Source organism: Neochlamydia sp. AcF65, from assembly GCF_018342435.1.
In the GTDB taxonomy this organism is placed as follows: domain Bacteria; phylum Chlamydiota; class Chlamydiia; order Chlamydiales; family Parachlamydiaceae; genus Neochlamydia.
Map to the genome: position 1 here is coordinate 1 of NZ_JAEMUE010000055.1, position 16,987 is coordinate 16,987.

15 protein-coding genes and 2 tRNA genes are annotated in these 16,987 nt (G+C 39.8%); 14 read left to right on the forward strand and 3 right to left on the reverse strand.

The window, feature by feature from the left end; all coding sequences use genetic code 11:
• Positions 1-1,063: hypothetical protein (locus tag NEOC65_RS06560; RefSeq protein WP_213156093.1), on the reverse strand; the 1,063-nt coding region annotated here is incomplete at its 3' end.
• Between the two features lie 1,035 nt (positions 1,064-2,098).
• On the reverse strand, positions 2,099-2,830 hold the full coding sequence (locus tag NEOC65_RS06565) for an ABC transporter ATP-binding protein (RefSeq protein WP_213152457.1): 732 nt from the start codon (positions 2,828-2,830) through the stop codon (positions 2,099-2,101).
• Between the two features lie 363 nt (positions 2,831-3,193).
• Here NEOC65_RS06565 and NEOC65_RS06570 point away from each other — a divergent pair, with 363 nt between their 5' ends.
• The 3 genes from NEOC65_RS06570 to NEOC65_RS06580 are packed head-to-tail and all read left to right on the forward strand — an operon-like array spanning position 3,194 to position 6,833.
• A complete protein-coding gene (locus NEOC65_RS06570; protein ID WP_349305271.1) occupies positions 3,194-4,462 on the forward strand; it encodes an amino acid permease in 1,269 nt (422 codons plus the stop codon).
• Positions 4,463-4,473: 11 nt separating this feature from the next.
• On the forward strand, positions 4,474-4,962 hold the full coding sequence (locus tag NEOC65_RS06575; RefSeq protein WP_166155209.1) for a DUF2760 domain-containing protein: 489 nt from the start codon (positions 4,474-4,476) through the stop codon (positions 4,960-4,962).
• Positions 4,963-5,009: 47 nt separating this feature from the next.
• Positions 5,010-6,833 carry an Hsp70 family protein gene (locus tag NEOC65_RS06580; RefSeq protein ID WP_166155211.1) on the forward strand — a complete coding sequence of 608 codons (1,824 nt, stop codon included), beginning with the start codon at positions 5,010-5,012 and terminating at the stop codon, positions 6,831-6,833.
• 237 nt (positions 6,834-7,070) lie between these two features.
• Here the strand turns inward: NEOC65_RS06580 and NEOC65_RS06585 are convergent, their stop codons facing one another.
• Positions 7,071-7,496 carry a SufE family protein gene (locus NEOC65_RS06585; RefSeq protein ID WP_166155213.1) on the reverse strand — a complete coding sequence of 142 codons (426 nt, stop codon included), beginning with the start codon at positions 7,494-7,496 and terminating at the stop codon, positions 7,071-7,073.
• A gap of 527 nt (positions 7,497-8,023) precedes the next feature.
• Between NEOC65_RS06585 and infA the strand changes: the two genes are divergently transcribed.
• From infA to rpoB, 11 genes are all read left to right on the forward strand, one after another.
• Complete coding sequence (gene infA, locus NEOC65_RS06590; protein WP_039385545.1) at positions 8,024-8,242, forward strand: translation initiation factor IF-1; 219 nt, start codon at positions 8,024-8,026, stop codon at positions 8,240-8,242.
• Between the two features lie 87 nt (positions 8,243-8,329).
• A tRNA-Thr gene (locus NEOC65_RS06595) sits at positions 8,330-8,401 on the forward strand.
• A 54-nt stretch (positions 8,402-8,455) separates the two neighbouring features.
• A complete protein-coding gene (tuf, locus tag NEOC65_RS06600) occupies positions 8,456-9,640 on the forward strand; it encodes an elongation factor Tu (RefSeq protein WP_166155215.1) in 1,185 nt (394 codons plus the stop codon).
• Between the two features lie 70 nt (positions 9,641-9,710).
• A tRNA-Trp gene (locus NEOC65_RS06605) sits at positions 9,711-9,783 on the forward strand.
• A gap of 40 nt (positions 9,784-9,823) precedes the next feature.
• Positions 9,824-10,117 carry a preprotein translocase subunit SecE gene (gene secE, locus NEOC65_RS06610; protein WP_166155217.1) on the forward strand — a complete coding sequence of 98 codons (294 nt, stop codon included), beginning with the start codon at positions 9,824-9,826 and terminating at the stop codon, positions 10,115-10,117.
• Between the two features lie 21 nt (positions 10,118-10,138).
• Positions 10,139-10,687, forward strand: coding sequence for a transcription termination/antitermination protein NusG (gene nusG, locus NEOC65_RS06615; RefSeq protein ID WP_039385542.1), 549 nt, complete (start codon positions 10,139-10,141; stop codon positions 10,685-10,687).
• 162 nt (positions 10,688-10,849) lie between these two features.
• Positions 10,850-11,278: a 50S ribosomal protein L11 gene (rplK, locus tag NEOC65_RS06620; protein WP_039385540.1), complete on the forward strand. Its 429-nt coding sequence runs from the start codon at positions 10,850-10,852 to the stop codon at positions 11,276-11,278.
• 21 nt (positions 11,279-11,299) lie between these two features.
• A complete protein-coding gene (gene rplA / locus NEOC65_RS06625) occupies positions 11,300-11,998 on the forward strand; it encodes a 50S ribosomal protein L1 (protein ID WP_166155219.1) in 699 nt (232 codons plus the stop codon).
• Positions 11,999-12,010: 12 nt separating this feature from the next.
• Positions 12,011-12,538, forward strand: coding sequence for a 50S ribosomal protein L10 (rplJ, locus tag NEOC65_RS06630; RefSeq protein WP_042244067.1), 528 nt, complete (start codon positions 12,011-12,013; stop codon positions 12,536-12,538).
• Between the two features lie 41 nt (positions 12,539-12,579).
• Positions 12,580-12,963 (forward strand): 50S ribosomal protein L7/L12, encoded by a 384-nt coding sequence (gene rplL, locus NEOC65_RS06635; protein WP_039385535.1) that lies wholly within the window; start codon positions 12,580-12,582, stop codon positions 12,961-12,963.
• Between the two features lie 282 nt (positions 12,964-13,245).
• Entirely contained in the window at positions 13,246-16,986 is a 3,741-nt protein-coding gene (gene rpoB / locus NEOC65_RS06640) for a DNA-directed RNA polymerase subunit beta (RefSeq protein WP_502710282.1), read from the forward strand.
• The last annotated feature ends 1 nt before the right edge of the window (position 16,987 follow it).

Sequence of the window (16,987 nt, forward strand, 5' to 3'; positions counted from 1 at the left end):
TATCTTCCAAAGCTTCTTTAATTTTTTGGTCTTTAGTTCTACACCACATCGAAGCGATTAAGTGGGGATCTATATTTTCTTGCTTTAGATAATCAATGAGTGTGGCAAAACGATCGGCTTGACTCCATTTTTTATATTTTATTTCTTCATTCTCTATCCCTTCTAAAATAAAGCTTCCGCGTAAAGCCATTTTGGCTAAAGACCAAGAACAGAATCCTCCTTTTTGAAGGGTAGTAGGGATATAATGGTCGTGAACAAGACCAAGCTCTTTATCCACACCTTTTTCAAAATATGTTCTTAATACGTTCGTGTTCAGTAACCTATGAATGTATTCAATATTAATCTTAGAAGGATCAGCTATTCTATAAACATGTAGCCCAGTAGGTAGGTCTGCATGAAGTCCTTTATTAAGCTTGATTAGCCGGTTGCCTTTAATGAGAAAACCATAAATGTGACAGGCTGTCATTAACTTAAATACCAAAGGCAAAAAAATTGTTTTGCCTTGATGATAGGCTTCTAAAAGAATTGCTGGCATTATAGTGGGATCTTTTTCAACTTTTAAGATCATTTCAATAATCGGAAGAATCATCTCTTGCTCAGGAAGATCTAGATGCTGTTTAAGCGAATTATAAAGAGCTTGAAAGGTAATGCGATGATCAGAACCTTCTAACTCAAAAGACTGCCCATTTATTTGGCTTTTACCGACAATACTAAATCGATGAGCTATAAGTTTAATAGAGCAGATGGAATCTAAGTTAGGATTATACTTATAAAGTATATCAAGAGCTTCTTGATTATCTGTGGCTTGGGCTATTCCCAATATAATCTGTAAGCTTTCTGAGAGCACAACTCCTTTAGCTTTGTATACATATAAATGCTTTTCTAAAGTGGTATTACAGCGTGCTAGAAGCAATTTAACCAGCCGGCCACATAGAGTACCCTCTACCATAGCGTAAAGTTCAGGATTTTGTAACTTCTTGTGGAGCTCGGGGGAAAGCGCAGACACGGGAATTTCAGGTGAAATCTTTGATAGAGGATGGGGAGAGAGATTTGGAACTTGCATGAGGTTAAGCCCTTTCTTTAATGTTTTATAAGGCTAATAGCAAAGCTTTCATTATTTAACAATCTAATCAATCCTAGGAAATATTGATGTTTTATTTTTAGCAAGAAGCTATAGCCAAGCGTTTATAGGCTATCCTTGCTTTCCAAGCTTTAATTCAAAAATTTATCCGCAGCTAACCATAAACTATAGATCTATTAATTAAAACAAGAAAATATTATTTTAGTTTGATTTTTATATAAAATATTACTTTTTTTGATTTTTTATCTATTAGAGAGTTGGATAACTATAATGCTTAATAAAGTTAGCAGAGGCATATTCTATGCGGGCTAATACTCAAGATTGCTTACTATTCGTCTATCCTAGTTAGATATGCATCTGTAGACGCACTAAAGAGCTTGGGCAAGAACGTAAAGAAGTTAAACCATACCCTTCCCTAACAGATATAGCCTTTGATTTTTGTAAGATGAAGCTTGATGAGGAAGGAGAATGCAAAATCTGTTAGTTTTAGAAAGACAAGCGGAGAATTTGAAGGAAGATCTACTTAAGCATGTGTCCAAATCCATAGAAGATTATTTTGAGGGAGGTGACAAAGAGCAATAAAGCGGATGATTTAATAACAAACTAGATAATCTTTTAAGTTGCCAAAGGGGCTAAAAGTTTCTTATAGACAGAAAGCTTATGATAGATAAACTTGCTACCCATCCTCTATTCAAAGCATAAATCCCTTAGTACCTCCACAAGGAGAAGGAACCTGAAGCCTAAAAACTGACAAGACCTGGCTGGAGAAAAAGAAATAGTGCGTGGAAAGTTATGTAGAGCTTGGGAGGGAATTTTTTCTTTAGGAAAGGGCTTATCAGTAAGTAGAACTATAGCGTAAGTTTTAGTTTAGGAATAAGATAAAAAAATTGGAATACCTAAAGGGCTAGGGGTGCTAACTTAGTAGCATAAGGCTGGGCCTTAAACAAACGAGCTACTAGATTATTTATCTAACAAGGCCCTTTAGAGGAGGAAAATTAAAAGGTCATACTTATCAGCTTAATTTATCAAATTGAAGAGGGCCTGCCGGATTTCCTCTGAAAGGGTTGCATAGTGGAGTGGATCATGCCGCACGTTATTTTCTATTTTCCATATCTTATAAATAATTCCATCATGCAGCAATAAAATACGGTCTGCCAGATAAATAGCATCACGAAAGTCATGGGTATTCATTAAAATGGTACAATTCAATTTCTCTTTAAGTTTACGTAATAGTTCATAGATCTGCTCACGAAGTACTACATCTAGCTTGTTAAAAGGCTCGTCCAGCAGCAGGAGAGGGCGTTGTTGCAAAAGAGCACGGGCGAGAGAAACCCGTTGGCGCATTCCTCCAGAAAGTTGCTCAGGATATAGATTAGCACTTTCTTGGAGGCCCATTTCTGAGAGCAAGCTTACTGCTTTTTGCTGGAGGGATAAGCTAGAAGAAGGCTTTTTCCCTAATTCTGTAGGCAGGAGTAAGTTTTCTAGAATTGTTCTCCAAGGAAGCAAAAGATCTTCTTGCGCCATAAAAGCAATGGATTCTGCAGGGTAACCTGTGGCCATGCTAATCACCCCTTTTTCAGTCGGTAATAGGCCTGCAAGGAGTTTAAAGAGAGTCGTTTTCCCTGATCCTGACCATCCTACTAAAGAGATGACTTCGTTAGGTGATATATCTAACGAAAGATTTTTTAATATCTTTTTTTCCCCGAAAGAAAAAGAGAGGTTTTGAATTTTTAATAAGAAGGTTGGCATATTTACTCTTTAAGTCTTTTTTATCTTAATAAAAGAGGGGATTGAATGAAACAAAAGCTTAAAGATGGATAGACTGCCTTTCAAGGACCTTGAACAAATAGATGAGTTGCTGGATGGATGTCGCTATTATAACAAGCTTTATTGAAAAGTTTAGAAAATTTTTTACTTCAATCTTCTTTGATGTCTTGAAAGTATCTTCCTGGAAAGGAAAAAAGTAGAGAGTTTGGCTAGCTTTTAAGAGGGCAAAAGATAAACTGCATTGCATGACACTCTACTATTAGTTCTGTAGTTGTTTCCTCTTGATGACTATCACTAAATTATCTATGATCATCTCACTAATTTTAAAATTTATTAAGGAGAGTTGTGGAAAAAAGTCTCGTTCCTTCTAAAGGAACCGTTTTGTCAGCTATGTTTCTTGTAGCGGGTTGTTGTATTGGTGGAGGAATGCTTGCTTTACCTGTTGCCACAGGTGTGAATGGCTTTATACCTTCTTTGGTGGTCATGGTTATCTGTTGGATAATGATGACAATTACAGGTCTACTTTTATTGGAAGTTAGCCTGTGGATGGAAGAAGGTGTCCATGTTGATACCATGACACACCGTCTTTTAGGAAATATGGGACGTGGGATTAGCTGGATTCTTTATCTCTTTATTTGTTATGCCTCGCTTGTTGCCTATACAGCAGCGGGAGGCCATCAGCTAGCTCTAGCTTTCGACAGCGTTTTCAATCTTCCCTTGACTAAAGAGCTAGGGTGTACGATTTATATCTTAACTTTTGGGCTCGTTCTCTATTTAGGGAGTGCTATTGTAGGCCGAGTCAATGCAATTTTATTTATGGCAATGCTTGCTTCCTATGTAGCCTTAATTAGCATAGGGATGCCCGAAGTACAAGTTACTTATTTGAAATATAGTCATTGGACAGGTTTTCTATTAGCTATTCCTTTAATGTTGGCCTCTTTTAGCTATCAAACAATGGTGCCAAGTTTGACTCCTTATTTAAAAAAGAACTTAAAGAGCTTACGTTTAGCAATTATTGGAGGGACTTCTATTACCTTTATAGTATATGCTTTATGGCAATGTATGATGCTGGGGATTGTTCCCGTAGAAGGGACCCATGGCTTGGCTCAAGCCTTGATTGATGGTAAGCCTGCCACTCTTTTTTTAAATGAACATGTGCACGGAAAGTATGTAGCAAGTATTGCTCATTTTTTTGCTTTTTTTGCCGTTGTCACTTCTTTTTTAGGGATTGCTTTAGGGCTATTTGATTTCCTTTCCGATGGATTAAAAATTAAAAAGATAGGAATAGGGAATGTAATATTAGGCATCTTAATCATCGTGCCTACACTTGTTTTTGCTACTCAATTTGAAAGAGTGTTTGTAGTCGCTCTAGATTCTTCGGGCGGTTATGGAGATACAATCTTAAATGGTTTTATTCCTGTTTTAATGGTTTGGATAGGCCGATATTCTAAAGGATATCCCGCTTATTTTCGTGTGCCGGGAGGAAAATTACTGCTAAGTCTAGTATTTGTATTTTTTCTTCTATGTTTATTGCTTGAGATTTTTGTACATACCGGCTATTTATCCTCCGTGTATGAAGCCTATGAACTTATCGAAAAAAGAATCGACATTTAGGAGAAACTACCATGAATTTTTTATTAGCTATAAAAGCATTTATTAAAGCTTGGAAGGAGCCCACTAAGGCTTTGGCTTTTCTAGATGATTCGGTGAAAAATTTAGAAAGCCCCAAGCAAGACTATTCACATTTGCGCTTGCTCGCTTTATTGCAGCAGTCAGGGCGGCTTATTGATTTCTTAAAAGAGGATATTCATGCTTTTACTGATGCTCAAGTAGGCGCGGCTGTACGCCAAATTCATCAAGAATGTAGTAAGAACTTGGAAGAACTGGTAACCATACGTCCTATCATGCTAGAAAAAGAGGGAGCAATGATTACAGTACCCAAAGGATATGATACTGCAGCTATAAAAGTATCAGGCCAAGTTAGGGGAGAGCCTCCCTATATAGGAACTATTGTTCACCAAGGCTGGAAAGCTCATAAACGATCTTTGCCGATGAAAATGGCAGAACAAGCCTCCGAAATTATTTGTCCTGCAGAAATTGAAGTTAAAGGATAATTAAAAAAATATTTTTCTCTCTATATTGTATATAAGGTATTTTAATCATGGTCTCTTCTAGCCATTATATTATCGGTATTGATCTTGGAACGACTAATTGCACTTTAGCTTATACGCAAGTTGATGATAATAACCCCGTTATTCATCAATTTTCTATTCCCCAGGTCATGGAGGCTACAACCTTAGGTGAGAGCAAGGCTCTTCCCTCTTTTTTATACTTTCCCTTATCAGAGGAGCTTTCTGCAATTCCTCTAGAGTTAGCAGATTTTTTTAGCTCTAACAAATGTGTAGGATCGTATGCTCGTCATAGAGGAGCTGAGCTGCCTACTCGGCTCATCTCGTCAGCAAAATCCTGGCTTTGTCATCCTAGCATTAATCCCCATGACCCCCTTCTTCCTCCAGATTTTGATGAAGAGAGCTTGAAAATAAGTCCCTTGCAGGCTTGTTCGGAATTATTGCGGCACATGCGCTTAGCATGGGAAAAAAATATGCCGCAAGTTCCATTTAAAGAGCAGCAGGTCTTAATTACGGTTCCTGCCTCTTTTGACCCGCGAGCCCGCCAACTTGTCGAAGAAGCTGCAGCTTTAGCGGAATATCCCGCTATTATTCTTCTAGAAGAACCTCAGGCAGCCTTCTATGCATGGCTACATAGACATGCCCAAGATTGGCGTAAAATCCTTAAAGTGGGAGATCATATTTTAGTAGTAGATATTGGGGGAGGAACTACCGATTTTAGTGTCATCTCCGTAATTGATCAAGAGGGAGAGGTAGGGTTAAAACGCATTGCCGTAGGATCCCATTTATTACTGGGTGGAGACAATATAGATCTAGCGTTAGCTTACCTTGCAAAATCTAAATTAGAAGAGCAAGGCCATTCTATTGATGAATGGCAACTTAAAGCTTTAACACATGCTTGCCGACAAGCAAAGGAACAGCTGTTTGCATTAGCACCCTCTCAGCAAGTGGACATCACTATTATGGGAAGAGGACGTAAATTAATAGCCAATTCTTTAAAAACATCTATAACCTTGCCTGAAGCCCAAGAATTAATTCTGCAAGGCTTTATGCCTATAGTAAATCCCGAAGAACGTGCTCATCATGAAAAGCGTTTAGGCTTGCAGCAGATTGGCTTGCCTTATGCGCAAGATGCGCGTATAACCTGCCAATTAGCTAAATTTTTGTCTATGACCGGTGAAAGTGAAAGCCCAAGCATGGATAATTTTCTAATGCCTACCGCTGTCCTCTTTAACGGGGGAACCATGAAAGCAGAAGCGTTTTGCCAAAGAGTAGTAGAGCAACTTAATTATTGGGCTACAAAAATGCATAGAGAAACGGTAAAGGTATTGGCAGACGGCGATCTGGATTACGCTGTGAGCTATGGAGCTGTTAGCTATGGACTTGCTTGTCGAGGGCACGCCATAAGGATTAAAAGCGGTACAAGTCGCAGCTTTTATGTGGGCGTAGAAGAGGCTACCTTAGCAGTGCCCGGTCTTACGCCGTCTCTTAAAGCTGTGTGTGTAGTACCTTTTGGCATGGAGGAAGGCTCAGAACAAGATTTACCGGGGCAAGAATTTGCCCTCGTAGTAGGACAGCCAGCTACCTTTCGCTTTTTTAGCCATGCGACTAAAACATTGTCGAATGGTATAGAACCTGCAGTAGGAACCCTAGTTAAAAATTGGAAACAGGAGCTGACCGAGTTACCTAGCATAGAAGCATGCCTAGATCGTATGGAAGGAGATGGAAAAGTGATCAATGTTAAGTTAAAGTCTCGGATGACAGAATTGGGTGTACTGGAGCTATGGTGTGTATCAGCAGATGGGCGTCAATGGAAGCTAGAATTTGAAACGCGTAAGGAAATAAATCCGTCTTAATGAAGGAGTTAGCTGCTAGCCAATAAAAAATGGTGGAAACTTTTCTTTAAGTGGCCTAAAGTTTGGTTTTTTTTATCCTGTCTTATAAAAGCGCCTGGTATTTTATTTTTTACGCTTTTCTTCTTATAGATAACTTAAAACTGGCCCCATCCGTAAAATTGCAAAAGCCATGTACGAAGCGGGCAGAGGATTAAGTTTAAGAAAATTTAATATTTAGATCGGCGGGCAATAAGCTATTTACTTAGCTGTTAATAATCTGAGGGCGTCTTGCTTCATGCGTAGATGTACACTATAGAGGCCGTTGGCACGGCTAGGTGTTAAGCTAGCGCGAATACCCAACTCTTCTAAGAATGTCGGTGCACAGGTTAAAATAGATTCTGGTGTTTCTCCATTATAGACATAAATAAGAAGAGCTGCTAGCCCGGCAGAAATTAAAGCTTCAGACTCCACTTTAAAATAGACATTTCCCTCTTTTAAAAAAGAGTGTAAATACATGACACTTTGGCAGCCTTTAACGATATTCTCAGGGGTCTTAAGATGCATTTCCAGCTTTGTTAATGTTCGCCCCATTTCCATGATCTTTTTGTATTTAGACTCTTCATTAGGGCAAGCTGCAAAAAGAGCTTTTAATTCATTTTGTTTTCTTTCAAAGGTGGGTGACATAAGGAAATCTATCAAATTCAGTATACAGCTCTAATATCTACTTTATCTTAAAGCTAAAAATATTTAGGGAATAGCAAACTTAACCACGCTTAAATAAACTGCAACTAGTAAGTGTTTGCAAAAAATGAAATTTTTAATTTACAGCTCTTTATCTTTTTAATAAAGAGCCTGCGTTAAGTGGTTGATTATCCCGAGGAAATAATAGCTCTCCTATCGTTTATTTGCCATATTAAATTTTTCTTTGGCTTGTATGTTTCTTAGGGGTAAGCAAAGAGAAGTACAATCAAAAATTCTTAAAAAAAATGCAGACGCTGCGCCTTTTTAAGATAAATATAAAAATCATCCTTGCAAGGGTGGTGTAATATAGCAGAAAAAGTAGTAGGAGGTTAGCTAAGCGATATTCCCCCAAAGTAAAATAATTTTCATGGATTTAACATTTATGCTTGACATTTAACAGATTTGTGTTAATTTATTCTACACTAAATAAATCGTTTCTATTTCTTCAAAGACATAAACCCCAATATAGCATGGCAAAAGAAGATACTATTAAATTGGACGGCACTGTAGAAGAGCTGCTTCCAAATATGACCTTTAGAGTGTCCTTACAAAATGGCTTAAAGGTTATAGCCCATCTATGTGGAAAAATGCGAATGAAAAATATTCGTGTTTTGGTAGGAGATGTGGTGACTGTAGAGATGTCTCCTTATGATTTAACGAAAGCTCGGATAATTTTCCGCCAACGTTAAGAATATGGAAGATCCTAATAATTGTTGATCTTTTATATAAAAAAAGCTAAACTTTTATGCTTTTGAGTTTGCAGACAAAAATTGCTTGCCCAGATAGCTCAGTGGTAGAGCACTTGCATGGTAAGCAAGCGGTCGAAGGTTCAATTCCTTTTCTGGGCAAAAAAGAAAAAATAAATATATTAACGTCCTTACTGGAGTTTAACGGAGGATATAATGGCAAAACAATCATTTCAACGTAATAAGCCTCACGTAAACGTGGGCACTATTGGCCACGTCGACCATGGCAAAACAACTTTAACAGCCGCTATAACAAAAGTATTGGCTGAAGCAGGCGGAGCAACTTTTAGAGACTATGCTTCGATCGATAATACACCTGAAGAAAAAGCACGTGGTATCACTATCAACTCCACTCACGTGGAATATGAAACTGATGCTCGCCACTATGCACACGTTGACTGCCCCGGTCACGCTGATTATGTAAAAAACATGATTACAGGTGCGGCACAAATGGATGGTGCTATACTTGTGGTAGCTGCCACGGATGGTGCTATGCCTCAAACTCGCGAGCACATCCTATTAGCTCGTCAGATGCAAGTTCCTGCGATCGTAGTGTTCCTTAACAAAGTAGATATGCTAGGTGAAAGCGATCAAGAGTTGCTTGACTTGGTGGAATTAGAATTGCATGAGTTACTCGAATCCAAAGGCTATAAAGATGTACCTATTGTTAGAGGATCTGCTTTAAAAGCTCTCGAGGGAGATGAAAAATATGTGGAAGCAGTTAAGCTTTTAATGCGCACTGTTGATCAGCAAATTCCTACACCCACACGAGAAATCGATAAGCCTTTCTTAATGCCTGTTGAAGATGTATTCTCAATTTCTGGACGTGGTACAGTAGCTACTGGCCGTGTGGAGCGAGGAATAGTCAAATTAAACGATAAGTTGCAGTTAGTCGGGTTAGGTGAAACACGTGACACTGTAGCGACAGGGGTAGAGATGTTCAACAAGTCGATGGATGAAGCACGTGCCGGTGAAAACGTCGGTCTTCTTCTTCGTGGTCTTGAAAAGACTGATATCGAGCGCGGAATGGTGTTGGCAGCTCCCGGTACTTGCACTCCTCATACTGAATTCAAAGCGCCTGTATATGTCTTGACTAAAGAAGAAGGTGGTCGTAAGAAGCCTTTCTTTACAGGTTATCGTCCTCAATTTTACTTCCGTACGACAGACGTAACCGGTACTATTGAATTGCCAGCAGGCGTAGAAATGGTTATGCCTGGTGATAACGTGGAGATTATTGTTAAATTAATTGCTCCAGTAGCCATGGAAAAAGGTATGCGTTTTGCTATTCGTGAAGGCGGACATACTATCGGTGCTGGTACAGTATCAGAGATTATCAAGTAAGTGTTAATGTAAGTGTGTAGAGAAATAGGTGGGTAGCCTACAATTTTCTACACACTTAACTTAATGATGAGGGTGTGTAGCTCAGCTGGTAGAGCAGCGGTCTCCAAAGCCGCCGGTCGGGGGTTCGAATCCCTCCGCACTCGTAATGAAGTAATCACAATGAGAGTAGGTTGGAGGTAAAATATGGTAGTCGAAGCAAAATTAATGGAAGCGAAGAAAAAACAACAGCCTACCCTTAATGCCTCTAAAAATAAAGAAACTGTGGCGGCTAATAAAAAAATACAAGTAGCTGACTTTGTTAGCGAAATTAAAGCTGAGCTTAAACGTATTAACTGGACGAATCCTGAAGAATTAAAAACTTATACTCTTATTGTGGTCGGTGCCACATTTTTTTGTGGAATGGGTATATATTTTATGGATTTACTCATTCAAGCGTGCCTTTGGTTTTTAGAGTCGGCTTTGCGTTTAGTAGTTTAAGATTAATAACGGCGGTGGTTAATGCACAAATGGTATGTCGTACAGGTTTTCTCTACACATGAAAAAAAAGTCAAGAAAGCATTAGAGGAGCACCGAGACCTCAAAGGCATGAGCGAGCTTATCGAAAAAATTTTGCTGCCCATTGAAAATGTTTCTGAGGTCAAAAAAGGACAACAGAAAATTATAGAAAGACGTTTATGGCCGGGCTATCTCCTTGTAAAAATGACTCTAACAGATGAGTCTTGGCATTATGTTAAGCAGACTGCCGGAGTCATTGAGTTTTTAGGTGGAGATAAGCCTACAGCTTTATCTGATGCTGAGGTTGAAGAAATTCTTAGAGATCTAGAAGATAAAAAACAAAAAGTTACTCAACGCCACAAGTTTGAAATAGGCGACAAAGTTAAAATTATAGATGGTGTATTCGTTAACTTTATTGGAACGGTTTCTGAGGTCTTCCATGATAAAGGCCGTTTGAGCGTATTGGTTTCTATTTTTGGGCGTGATACACGGGTGGATGATCTAGAATTTGTACAAGTGGAAGAAATTAACGAAGAAGCAGAATCAAGCTAGAGATCATGAGGAGACGGCGCTTTAAATAGCACTACCTTGAAGATTTCAATTAAGATAATATATAATGAGTGTGACAAAAAACTCAGCTTTGATGCTTTAGCTGCTTCAGACCCCTGCCTCGGGGTGTCACATGTTAAGATGAATGGTGGATAGAAGGAAATTATGGCAAAAAAAGTTGTTAAAATTATTAAGTTGCAAATTCCAGCAGGGAAAGCTAATCCAGCTCCACCTATTGGTCCAGCACTCGGTTCTGCCGGTGTAAATATTATGGCATTTTGCAAGGAATATAATGCTAAAACTCAGGCGATGGCAGGAGATATTTTGCCCGTCGTCATCACTGTGTATGCTGATAAAAGCTTCACATTTATTACAAAAAAGCCCCCTGTAGCAGAACTATTGAAAAAAGCAACAGGTGTAGCAAAAGGGTCGGCCGTACCTAATCGAGACAAAGTGGGCAAAATTACTAAGGCGCAAGCGTTAAAAGTGGCTGAAGAAAAAATTCAAGACATGAATGCGCGCGATTTAGAAGCTGCTACACATATCGTTCTAGGGACAGCACGTTCCATGGGCTTAGAGTTAGTCGCTGAATAAACTTATAAACAAAAAGAGAATATGGGTCGCCAAAGCAAAAGAATTCGGGAGGCAGCAAAACTAGTGGATGTTACTAAAACATACACAGTTAAAGAAGCTGTCGAAATTTTAAAGAAATGTCCGCCTGTTAAATTTGATCAGACGCTTGACGTGGCTTTAAAAATGGGCGTGGACCCTCGTAGAACGGATCAACATGTCCGCGGAACTGTATCACTACCGAATGGTACAGGAAAAACGATTTCAATACTCGTTTTTGCCAGAGGTGAAAAGGTTAAAGAAGCCTTAGCAGCTGGAGCCGACTACGCAGGTGACGACGAACTTTTAGAAAAAGTTAGCGGGGGATGGAGCGGCTTTGATGCCGTTATTGCCACCCCAGATATGATGCGCGAAGTAGGTAAGTTAGGTAAAGTTCTTGGCCCTCGAGGACTCATGCCAACACCCAAAGCTGGAACCGTAACCACTGATATCGTTAAAGCTATTCATGAGCTCAAAGCCGGTAAAATTGAGTTCAAAGTGGATCGCCATGGAATGATTAACAATGGATTGGGTAAGCTATCTTTTGCGCATGATAAACTTGAAGAAAACATAATGGCATTTTTGCATGCTGTGCAGAAGTCCAAACCAGCTGCAGCGAAGGGACAATTTATGAAGTCTGCGTACCTTTCCTCTACGATGGGGCCCGGCTTAAAAATCGACCTGCGTGCAATTGAGCAAGCTTAAAGGAGTTATTTTATGAGAGAAGAAAAGCAGCTCCTTTTAGATGAAGTACAAGATCATATTCAGAAAAATGATTCTTTTTTGATCATGCGCTACAGAGGCTTTACAGCTAATAAAGCTAACGAATTTCGTGGCGACCTAGCTAAGCAGGGTGGCTTCATTGAAGTTGTGCGTAAGCGTATTTTAGTGAAAGCAGCTAAAGCAGCAGGGCTTGATATAGATATAGACTCACTAGAAGGGCATATAGGAATTGTTTTGGCAGGGCATGAGCCGCTTGATACAGCAAAGTATGTATACAAGTTTAGCCAGGACAATGGCAAAGTTGTTGAAGTGATTGGTGGCCGTTTTGAAGGCCAACTGTACAATGCAGCTGAAATGGAGGCCTTAGCTAAGCTGCCCAATAAAGATGAAATGCGTGCGCAGCTACTTGGCGTTCTTCAAGCACCGATGTCTGAGACATTGGCAGTCATGGATGCAGTGTTGTCAAGCGTGGTTTACTGTTTGGACAATAAATGTAAGCAAGCCGGCGAAGATAATAATTAACCCATTAACATAAAGTTTTTAGAAATTAAAGAGGTAGTACTGTGAGTAAAAAAACAGAAGATTTAGTCAATACACTCAGCGAATTGAGCGTATTAGAGATGTCTGAGTTGAAAACTATGCTTGAAGATAAGTGGGGCGTTAAGGCCGCTGCTGCTGCTGTGGCAGTTGCTGCACCTGCAGCTGCTGCGCCTGCTGCTCCAGAAGCAACTGATTTTCAAGTGACTTTGGTTGAATCCCCAGCTGATAAAAAAATCGGTGTCATTAAGGTTGTACGCGAGATTACAGGTCTTGGCTTAAAAGAAGCTAAAGAGCTCGTAGACGGTGCTCCAAAAGTGGTCAAAGAAACAGCCCCCAAGGCAGAAGCTGAAGATATTAAGAAGAAGCTAGAAACTGCAGGTGCTAAGGTTACACTCAAAGGACTCTAAGAAAGTTTTTTTGAGTTTTATCACCCAGGTAGTGAAATTAATATTTCCCTACCTGGGCTCATCTATTTTTAAGTTTGGCTTTTTGGTATAGAATTAAAAATGTAAATTAGGAATTGATATTTTGGTTCTTGAAAAATATAGTCGATATATCTGTCCTTTAGGGTTAGTGGTAGATACTATTAGTAAATATCAGTCTATCTTTAATTCTACACCTATCATCCAAACAATTAAGTTAAGTTACACAGGGAGACCTTCAGAATGTTGAAAAGGCCGCCGCAACGCATGAGTTTTATCAATAAAAAAGAAATTATTGATCTTCCGAACCTTATTGAAATCCAAATAAAATCTTACAATCAGTTTCTTCAAGCTAATAAGTTCGCCGATGAGCGCGAAAATATCGGTTTGCAGGAGGTGTTTAGCGAGCTGTTTCCTATTAAGTCTTATGACGAAAAGACTATCTTAGAATACATCTCTTATAGCCTTGGTGTGCCTAAGTATACTCCCGAGGAGTGTATTCGCCGAGGAATTTCTTATAACGTCACGTTAAAGGTTAAGTTTCGGTTAACAGACGAGACGGGCATCAAGGAAGAAGAAGTGTACATGGGCACTATCCCTGTCATGACTGATAAAGGTACCTTTATTATTAATGGTGCTGAGCGCGTGGTCGTTTCTCAGTTGCATCGCTCTCCTGGGATTAGCTTTGAGCAGGAGCGGCATACAAGAGGAAATGTTATCTATTCCTTCCGCATTATTCCTTATAGGGGAAGCTGGCTAGAAGGCGCATTTGATAGCAATGATCTTATCCATATTTACATCGATCGTAAGAAAAGACGTCGTAAAATTTTGGCAACAACTTTTATCCGTGCTCTGGGATACTCGACTAATGCCGATATTATTGAAGAGTTTTTTAGTACCCGCAAAGTTAAGATTAAAAACGAAAAAGAATTCGTGAAATATGTAGGTAAAATCCTTGCCCAAGACGTTATCGATGAAGATAGTGGCTTAATATTTGGTAAAGCAGCAGAAAAATTAACGACAGCCATGTTAAAACGCATGATAGACGCAGGTATTGAAGTCATTCGTATTGCTGAAGACGCCGATGAAACAAGCCCTATCATTAAAATGCTAGCAAAGGATCCTACTGATTCCTATGAATCCGCTCTAAAAGATTTTTATCGCAAAATTCGTCCTGGTGAACCTGCTACTTTATCGAACGCCCGTTCTGCTATTATGCGTTTATTCTTTGATCCCAAGCGCTATAATTTAGGTCGTGTAGGTCGTTATAAGCTTAATTCAAAATTGGGCCTGGAACTTACCGACGAGCAACTTCAAACCGTCACTTTGACGAAAGAAGATGTCATTGGTGCTTTAAAATATTTAATTCGTCTTAAGCAAGGTCGCGATGATGTTAATATTGATGATATTGACCATTTAGGTAATCGTCGCGTGCGTTCTGTAGGTGAGTTAATTCAAAATCAATGCCGTATTGGCTTGGCTCGCATGGAGAAAATTATTCGAGAAAGAATGAATCTTTTTGATTTGTCTTCGGATACCTTGACTCCCGGTAAAATTGTTTCCGCTAAAGGTCTTTCGGGTGTGCTTAAAGACTTCTTTGGTCGCTCTCAATTGTCTCAGTTTATGGATCAAACTAACCCCATTGCTGAGCTTACCCATAAACGTCGTCTTTCTTCGCTTGGACCTGGCGGCCTGAATCGAGATCGCGCTGGCTTTGAAGTGCGTGACGTTCATACAAGCCACTATGGAAGAATTTGCCCAATTGAAACTCCTGAAGGCCCAAATATTGGTCTGATTACCTCTTTATCTTCTTTTGCTAAGATCAATGAGTTTGGTTTTATTGAAACACCTTATCTAATTGTGCGCAATGGCATAGTCACCGAAGAGATCGAGTACATGACTGCAGATCAAGAAGAGCGCTGTGTAATTGCCCAGGCTTCTGCTACCCTGGATGAACACAATATGTTTGCTGATTCAATCGTATGGGCACGTTATCGCAGTGAACCGTTAGAAATTGAATCATCCAAAGTTACGCATATGGATGTTTCGCCCAAACAATTAGTCTCTATTGTGACAGGATTAATTCCTTTTCTTGAACATGACGATGCTAACCGAGCTTTGATGGGCTCTAACATGCAACGTCAAGGTGTACCTTTGTTAAAACCTGAAGCGCCTTTAGTAGGAACAGGATTAGAAGCAAGAGCTGCAAGGGATTCTGGCGCCGTAGTAGTAGCGCAAGAAGAAGGGGTTGTGGAATATGTAGATGGTACAAAAATTGTTATTTCTCCTTTAGATAATCGTATGGAGAAAAAAGTTTATCTGTTGAAGAAATTTTTACGTTCGAACTCCGGTACCTGTATTAATCAGCAACCGCTTGTAGAAGTAGGAGATAAAATAAAAGCCGGCGATGTAATTGCCGACGGACCTGCCACAGATAAAGGTGAAGCTGCGCTTGGGCGTAACGTACTGGTAGCCTTTATGCCTTGGTTTGGCTATAACTTTGAAGATGCCATTATCATTTCCGAAAAATTATTACGCGAGGATGCTTTCACTTCAATTTATATTGAAGAGTTTGAATTAACAGCTCGCGATACGAAATTGGGTAAGGAAGAGATTACACGCGACATTCCTAATGTATCAGAAGAGGCTTTACTTAATTTAGGGGATGATGGTATTATACGCATAGGTGCTGAAGTAAAGCCAGGCGATATTCTCGTTGGTAAAATTACACCTAAATCTGAAACTGAACTTGCTCCCGAAGAAAGATTACTACGCGCAATTTTTGGCGAGAAAGCGGCTGATGTAAAAGACGCTTCATTAACAGTGCCTCCTGGCACTGAAGGCGTAGTCATGGATGTGAAGGTCTTCAGTAGACGAGACCGTTTATCTAAAACCGATGATGAGTTGGTGGAAGAAGCTTCTCGCTTGAAAGATATTCAAAAAGAATACAAAGCTAAGCTTCATGAAATTCGTATAGAAAGGCGCGAACGTCTAGGTGCCTTGCTGTTAAATGAAATGTCTCCAGGTACTATTGTTCATCGCAAGACTGCGGAAGTTATTCTTGAAGAAGGTGCTTTAATCAATCAAGAGATGATTGAAGCAATTGAAAAAGAAAACATTGAAGATCTTCTCACGCCTGATAATGAGCTTTTCCAAACGCTTAAGCAAATTCTGCATGATTACACCATTGCTATGCAAACTCTGGACACTCAGTATAAAACTGAGGTGGAGCACATGAGGAAGGGTGATACTGATTTAGACCCCGGTATTATACGCCAAGTGAAAGTTTACGTAGCTTCTAAGCGTAAATTACAAGTGGGAGATAAAATGGCAGGCCGCCACGGTAACAAAGGGGTGGTCTCAAGAATCGTGCGGGAAGCTGATATGCCTTATATGGAAGATGGCCGGCCTATTGAAGTCATCCTCAATCCTCTTGGGGTGCCTTCTCGTATGAACATGGGCCAGCTTTTCGAAACTCACTTAGGTTTTGCGGCTCGTGCTGCAGGAATCTGGGTGCAAAGTCCTGTTTTCGAAGGTTTTCCAGAAGAAAAAATCTGGGAGATGATGAAAGCCCAAGGAATGCCAGGAGATGGGAAATTTTATCTCTACGACGGATGTACAGGCGAACGTTTTGATAACTCCGTAGTCGTAGGTTACATTTATATCTTAAAGCTATCTCACTTGGTGGCTGATAAAATTCACGCACGCGCCGTAGGACCTTATTCATTGGTTACTCAACAGCCGTTGGGTGGTAAGGCGCAAATGGGAGGACAGCGCTTTGGTGAGATGGAAGTTTGGGCGGCTGAAGCTTATGGTGCAGCACATGTGTTACAAGAGTTACTTACGGTTAAATCGGATGACGTGTCGGGACGTACAAGTATATACGAATCGATTGTTAAAGGTGATAATTTGCTCAAAGCAGGAACACCCGAATCCTTTAACGTTTTGATAAAAGAGATGCAAGGCTTAGGCCTTGATGTTCGCACAGAATCCGTGGTAACTGAATAGA